6 protein-coding genes and 1 tRNA gene are annotated in these 6000 nt (G+C 71.3%); 6 read left to right on the top strand and 1 reads right to left on the bottom strand.

The genetic code is table 11. The annotated features are described in order from the left end of the window. Nucleotides 1-167: 167 nt before the first annotated feature. The gene (locus ACIF9R_RS18255) at nucleotides 168-1313 is read right to left on the bottom strand and encodes a M48 family metallopeptidase (RefSeq protein ID WP_399980825.1); all 1146 of its coding nucleotides are present in this window, start codon (nucleotides 1311-1313) and stop codon (nucleotides 168-170) included. 371 nt (nucleotides 1314-1684) lie between these two features. On the opposite strand from ACIF9R_RS18255, the gene ACIF9R_RS18250 reads away from it, so the two are divergent. The 6 genes from ACIF9R_RS18250 to ACIF9R_RS18225 all read left to right on the top strand — a co-directional run bounded on the left by ACIF9R_RS18250 (nucleotide 1685) and on the right by ACIF9R_RS18225 (nucleotide 5808). Further along, a complete protein-coding gene (locus ACIF9R_RS18250; protein ID WP_399980822.1) occupies nucleotides 1685-1849 on the top strand; it encodes a hypothetical protein in 165 nt (54 codons plus the stop codon). 70 nt (nucleotides 1850-1919) lie between these two features. Further along, nucleotides 1920-2558 carry a nicotinate-nucleotide adenylyltransferase gene (nadD, locus tag ACIF9R_RS18245; RefSeq protein ID WP_399980819.1) on the top strand — a complete coding sequence of 213 codons (639 nt, stop codon included), beginning with the start codon at nucleotides 1920-1922 and terminating at the stop codon, nucleotides 2556-2558. Nucleotides 2559-2574: 16 nt separating this feature from the next. Further along, nucleotides 2575-4305 carry a LytR C-terminal domain-containing protein gene (locus ACIF9R_RS18240; RefSeq protein WP_399980816.1) on the top strand — a complete coding sequence of 577 codons (1731 nt, stop codon included), beginning with the start codon at nucleotides 2575-2577 and terminating at the stop codon, nucleotides 4303-4305. A gap of 165 nt (nucleotides 4306-4470) precedes the next feature. Further along, nucleotides 4471-4917, top strand: coding sequence for a ribosome silencing factor (gene rsfS / locus ACIF9R_RS18235; protein ID WP_399980813.1), 447 nt, complete (start codon nucleotides 4471-4473; stop codon nucleotides 4915-4917). Continuing rightward, the gene (locus ACIF9R_RS18230; RefSeq protein WP_399980810.1) at nucleotides 4908-5582 is read left to right on the top strand and encodes a histidine phosphatase family protein; all 675 of its coding nucleotides are present in this window, start codon (nucleotides 4908-4910) and stop codon (nucleotides 5580-5582) included. The genes rsfS and ACIF9R_RS18230 overlap by 10 nt, the downstream gene beginning before the upstream one ends. Before the next feature lie 153 nt (nucleotides 5583-5735). Further along, nucleotides 5736-5808, top strand: a tRNA-Ala gene (locus ACIF9R_RS18225). The last annotated feature ends 192 nt before the right edge of the window (nucleotides 5809-6000 follow it).

The raw sequence follows: 6000 nt of genomic DNA, 5'->3' as shown, positions 1-6000 counted from the left end.
TGCCCCGGCCTTGTGCCGGTCCCTGGCACCGGGAGCGCAGCCGAGGCTGTGAGCGGCGCCGAGGGACGTCGCTCGCCGGGCGCCCGTAAAGGGGCGGCTCTGGCTCGGCCGCCCCCGGTGGGACGGCTTTCGCTCCGCGGCCCCTGGGGCGGGGCGCGGCGCGGCCCTCAGGCGCCGTCGCGCGGCGGTTCCCCGCCGGCCCCGCCGGTTCCGTCGTTCGGGCCGTCCGTGTCCGACGGCCCGCCCGGCTCACGCGGCCCGGCCTTCGGCCCCGGGGACGCGAAGCCGCCGAAGCCGCGGCGGACCCGGCCCCCCAGGTCACCGGCGCCGCCCGCGATGTCGTTGACCAGCTTCATCAGCGGGTCCTTGGAGTTCCTCACCTCACCGGCGTAACTGCTCGCCGACTCCCGCCAGGAGTCCCGCACCGAGGCGTCCTTGTCCTCGTCGCGGCGCGGGTAGTGGCCGTCCATGATCCGCTGGTAGTCGCGGGAGGCCTCCCACTTCTTCAGCTCGGCGGCCCGCACCGTGGTGAACGGGTGCGAACGGGGCAGCACGTTGAGGATCTTCAGCACGGAGTCGCGCAGGTCGCCCCCGGCCTCGTACTCCTCGGCCTGCTCCAGGAACGCGTCCACGTTCATCTCGTGCAGATGGTTGCCGCCTGCGATCTTCATCAGACCGCGCATGGATGCCTGCAGATCCTGGCCGACCAGCAGCCCCGCGCGGTCCGCGGACAGCTCCGACTTGCGGAACCACTCGCGCAGCGCGGTCACGATCGCCATGATCGCGACGTTGCCGAGCGGGATCCAGGCGACCCGGACCGCCAGCGACGTCAGGAACAGCAGGATCGTCCGGTACACCGCGTGCCCGGACAGCGCGTGTCCGACCTCGTGCCCGACGACCGCCCGCATCTCCTCCTCGTCGAGCAGTTCCACCAGCCCCGTGGTCACCACGATGATCGGCTCGTCCAGACCGATGCACATGGCGTTCGGGTTCGGGTCCTGCTTGACGTACATCGACGGGACCTTCTCCAGGTCCAGGATGTAGCAGGCGTCCCGCAGCATGTCGTTGAGATGGGTGAACTGCCGGTCCGAGACCCGCACCGAGTCGGACAGGAACAGCAGCCGCAGACTTCGCTCGGGCAGCAAACCGCTGAGCGCCTTGAAGACCGTGTCGAAGCCGCTCAGCTTCCGCAGCGCCACCAGCGCGGAGCGGTCGGCCGGATGTTCGTACGCACGCGAGGAGATCCCGGGGAAGCGCCTGCGCTGCCTGCTCGGCACGTTCTCGTGCCCGTTGTGCTGATGGCCGTCGGACATGTTTCCCCCATGTGCGTCTGAGTGACCCGTGCGGGACCGGTGACCGCCCTGTGCCCCCCGCGGCGAAGCCCAGCCTAGGCGGAGATGCCTGGGACGGGCAGTACGGGCGTCGGTAGGGCCGGGGAGGTGCGGGAATTCTGCTCCGGGTCGTCTTGATCGTGATGGTGGTGGGTCGCGCGCTCACCGCGTGGTTCCCGGTGCGCGGCTACAGCCAGAAGGACGACCGGGGGCCGCGCATGGTTGCCTGCGCCGACCGGTCCCGGAGGGCGCCCGCGCCCGTAACGGCGGAGTCGGCGTGATCGTCGCGAAGGCGCCCGCTTACGATGAGCGGACGTCTCTGTCCCGCCCACACGCGATAGGTACTGCCGAAGATGAGCCTGCACAGCACCGCTGCCCAGTTGGTCACCCTCGCCGCCGAGGGCGGAGAGCACGGAGGCAACCACGACAGCCTCAACCCCTACCTGATCGGCGGGCTGACCCTGCTGCTCCTGCTGACCCTGCTGTGGATCACCACCCGCTTCAACCGCGACCGCTGACGCCCGCCGGGCTGCCCGGCAGGGCACTGGCGGACGGGGCGGCCGGGCCGGGCCGGTAGGGTCTGCTCGCATGGGAGAGCAGGACATGCCGGCCGGCCCCGGCAGCGGCCCGGCCGAGCGGCGTAAGCGCCGTCTGGGTGTGATGGGCGGCACCTTCGACCCGATCCACCACGGGCACCTGGTGGCGGCCAGCGAGGTCGCGGCGCAGTTCCACCTGGACGAGGTGGTGTTCGTCCCCACCGGTCAGCCGTGGCAGAAGAGCCACCGCGTGGTCTCCGCCGCCGAGGACCGCTACCTGATGACGGTCATCGCGACCGCCGAGAACCCGCAGTTCTCGGTGAGCCGCATCGACATCGACCGCGGCGGTCCCACCTACACCGTGGACACCCTGCGCGACCTGCGCGCGCTCAACCCGGACACGGACCTCTTCTTCATCACCGGCGCCGACGCCCTGGCCCAGATCCTCACCTGGCGCGACAGTGAGGAACTGTTCTCCCTGGCACACTTCATCGGCGTGACCCGGCCCGGCCACCATCTCACCGACGCCGGCCTTCCCGAGGGCGGTGTCTCCCTGGTGGAGGTTCCCGCCCTCGCCATCTCCTCGACGGACTGCCGTGCGAGAGTCGCCAAGGGAGAACCCGTCTGGTACCTGGTGCCGGACGGAGTCGTGCGCTACATCGACAAGCGCGAGCTGTACCGCGGCGAGTGATCCGAGAGGGGCACCGGTGAACGACCGATACGACGCGGGATACGGGGGCGGCGCCCCGTACGAGATCGTCGGCTACGACGAGTACGGCCGGCCTGTCTACCGCCAGGCCACGGACGAGCAGCCCCAGCAGCCCCAGCAGCCCCAGCAGTACGACGCGTACCAGCAGCAGGGGCAGCAGGGGCAGCAGGGCTACGGCTACGACCCGTACGCCACGGGCGGGCACCAGCAGCCGTCGTACGGCCCGTACGCGACCGGAGCCCCGCAGCAGCCCCAGGCCCCCGCCTACGACTCCTACGACCCGTACGGCACCCAGCAGGGCGGGCCCGGCCCGGCGGCCCCGTACGACCCCTACGGGCAGACCGCGCAGACCGCGCAGACCGGCACCGGGCAGCAGCCCCGGGTCGCCGAGCAGACCGCGCACATCCCGCAGCAGGCCGGCCCGGTCGACGAGGACCCGGAACCCGGCGGGCCCGGCCGGGAGTACCACACCGAGCAGTTCGCCTTCGTCGAGGAGCCCGACGGCGACTCCGAGGACGTCATCGACTGGCTCAAGTTCACCGAGAACCGCACCGAGCGGCGCGAGGAGGCGCGGCGCCGTGCCCGCAGCCGGATCGTCGCCCTGGTGGTGGTCTTCGCCCTGGTCGCGGCCGGTGGCGTCGGCTACCTCTGGTACGCGGGGAAGCTGCCGGGACTGTCCTCGGGCGAGGACACGGCCACCACGACGGCCGCGGGCGCCCAGAAGCGGGACGTGATCGTCGTCCATCTGCACGACACCGAGCGGGGCGGCACCGCCACCGCCCTGCTCGTCGACAATGCCACCACCAAGCAGGGCACCACCGTCCTGCTGCCCAACTCCCTCACCCTCACCGCCGAGGACGGCACCACCACCACACTGGCCAAGTCGGTCGAGGACGACGGCTCCGAAGGCACCAGGACGGCGCTCGACACCGTCCTCGGCACCGACATCGAGGGCACCTGGCGACTGGACACCCCCTTCCTGCTGACCCTCGTCGACCTCGTCGGCAACGTGGAGGTCGATACCGACACCGACGTGCCCGACCCGGACGCCAAGAAGAAGGGCGAGGCGCCCCTGGTCAGGAAGGGCGAGAAGCAGACCCTCAGCGGCAAGGCGGCGGTCGCCTATGCCACCCACCGTGGCCCCGGCGAGGACCAGAACGCCCAGCTGGAGCGGTTCGGGCAGGTCCTGCACGGTGTGCTGCGCAAGATGACCTCCGACCCGGACGCCGCCACGCTCACCATCCAGACCCTCGGGCAGATCATCGAGCCGCCGCTCACCGACAAGGACCTCGGCTCCTTCCTCGCCCGGCTCTCCGACCTCGCCAAGGGCGGCGACCACAAGACCGCCGTGCTGCCCGTGCGGGACGACGGCACGCTCACCGCGGAGGCGAGCGACAGCGTGGTCAAGGACGTCCTCGGCGGCACCGCGAAGAGCCCCGACCCGGACGCCGCCGTCAGTGTCTCCGTGCGCAACGCCACCGGGGTCGAGGACCGCACCGAGAAGGCCCGCGTGGTCCTCCTCAACGGCGGCTTCACCTTCCGGGAGGCCGGCACCGCCGACGCGGAGGCGACCTCCGAGGTCGTCTACGCGGACGCCGCCGACAAGGCGAACGCCGTCGAGGTGGCCAAGACCCTGGGGCTGCCCGCCGACTCCGTCACCAAGGGCCAGGCCACCGCGAACGCCCGCGTCTCGGTCGTCCTCGGCCAGGACTACGACCCCGGCTCGTAGCGAGCCCGGCGCACCCGCCGTGACGGAGCCCGGCGCACCCGCCGTGACGGAGCCCGGCGCACCCGCGGTGACGAGGCCCGGCGCACCCCCGTGTATTCACGTGGGGTGCGCCCGGCGGTCCGTGAGACCCTTGAGGGCAAACGACCGCCTAGCGAAAGCCTTGTAGTGACCGCAACCGACCGTTCCATCGAGCTCGTCCGGACCGCCGCCCAGGCGGCCGCCGACAAGCTCGCGCACGACATCGTCGCCTACGACGTCAGTGACGTGCTGTCCATCACCGACGCCTTCCTGCTGGCCTCCGCACCCAACGACCGCCAGGTCAAGTCGATCGTCGACGAGATCGAGGAGCGGCTGAGCAAGGAACTCGGCGCCAAGCCGGTCCGCCGCGAGGGAGACCGCGAGGCCCGCTGGGTGCTGCTCGACTACATCGACATCGTCGTCCACGTCCAGCACAGCGAGGAGCGCGTCTTCTACGCCCTGGAGCGGCTGTGGAAGGACTGCCCCGAGCTGGAGCTGCCCGAGGATGCCAGGGCCACCCGCGGGAAGGCCGCCGAGCACGCCAGGCAGCAGGAGGCCGAGGAGGCGGTGCAGCCGGGTGGTGAGTGGCGGTGAGCGCCGCCGGTGAGGTGGGCGGGTCCAGACGCTGGGGCCGCCGCGTCATCCTGTGGCGGCACGGCCAGACGTCCTGGAACGTGGAGCGCCGGTTCCAGGGCTCCACGGACGTCGAGCTCACCGAAACCGGCGTCGCCCAGGCCCGCCGGGCCGCGCGTCTCCTCGCCGGCCTGGGGCCCGACGCGATCGTCGCCTCCGACCTGAAGCGGGCCGCGGCCACCGCGGCGGAGCTCGCCGCGCTCACCGGCCTGAGCGTCACCCATGACGAGGCCCTGCGGGAGACCTACGCGGGCGTCTGGCAGGGCCTGACGCACGACGAGATCGTCGCCAGGTACGGCGACGAGTACACCGCGTGGAAGCGCGGTGAGCCGGTCCGCCGGGGCGGAGGCGAACTGGAGACCGAGGTCGCCGACCGCGCCGCCCCCGTGGTGCTGCGGCACGTCGACAAGCTCCCGCACGACGGCACGCTCGTCGTGGTCAGCCACGGCGGCACGATCCGCACCACCATCGGCCGGCTGCTCGGTCTCGACCCGCACAACTGGGAGAGCCTGGGCGGTCTCACCAACTGCTGCTGGTCCGTCCTCGGTGAGGGCGCCCGTGGCTGGCGCCTGATGGAGCACAACGCCGGCACGCTGCCGGAACCCGTGCTCGGCGACGACGACTGAGGACTGAGGACTGAGGACTGAGGACCGAGCGATCCGGCCCCGGGACGCCCCGGGACCCGGATTTCACTTTCCGGCAGGTCGCAGGCTAGAGTTCTTCTTGTTCGCCCCGCGGAGCGGGGCGAAACACCGGGAAGCCGCACCACGTGGCAACCAGGGGCTATAGCTCAGTTGGTAGAGCGCCTGCATGGCATGCAGGAGGTCAGGAGTTCAATTCTCCTTAGCTCCACATGACGAAGATCCCGCCTCTCTCCAAGGAGGCGGGTTTTTTCGTTCTCCGCGGATGAGCAGGACGGCCCCCTCGGGCGTATACCTGTGCGAGGCGTCCAGCCGTGTCCCGACCGGTACCACGGCGTCGCTGACCGTGTTGGCCCGGTCGTGGCAGAATCAAACGACCGGAAGGGGGCGCGGCCCGACGGGA

Origin of the sequence: Streptomyces sp. NPDC086080 (genome assembly GCF_044540255.1) — a bacterium.
Classification (GTDB): Bacteria; Actinomycetota; Actinomycetes; order Streptomycetales; family Streptomycetaceae; genus Streptomyces.
The sequence above is the reverse complement of the archived record's forward strand: the minus strand, read 5'-3'. Positions and strand labels throughout refer to the sequence as shown.

Bases quoted from the DNA above. Each gene is read 5' to 3' on its own strand.
- nadD (WP_399980819.1), top strand. From the start codon at position 1,920: ATGGGAGAGCAGGACATGCCGGCCGGCCCCGGCAGCGGCCCGGCCGAG.
- ACIF9R_RS18255 (WP_399980825.1), bottom strand. From the start codon at position 1,313: ATGTCCGACGGCCATCAGCACAACGGGCACGAGAACGTGCCGAGCAGG.
- ACIF9R_RS18250 (WP_399980822.1), top strand. From the start codon at position 1,685: ATGAGCCTGCACAGCACCGCTGCCCAGTTGGTCACCCTCGCCGCCGAG.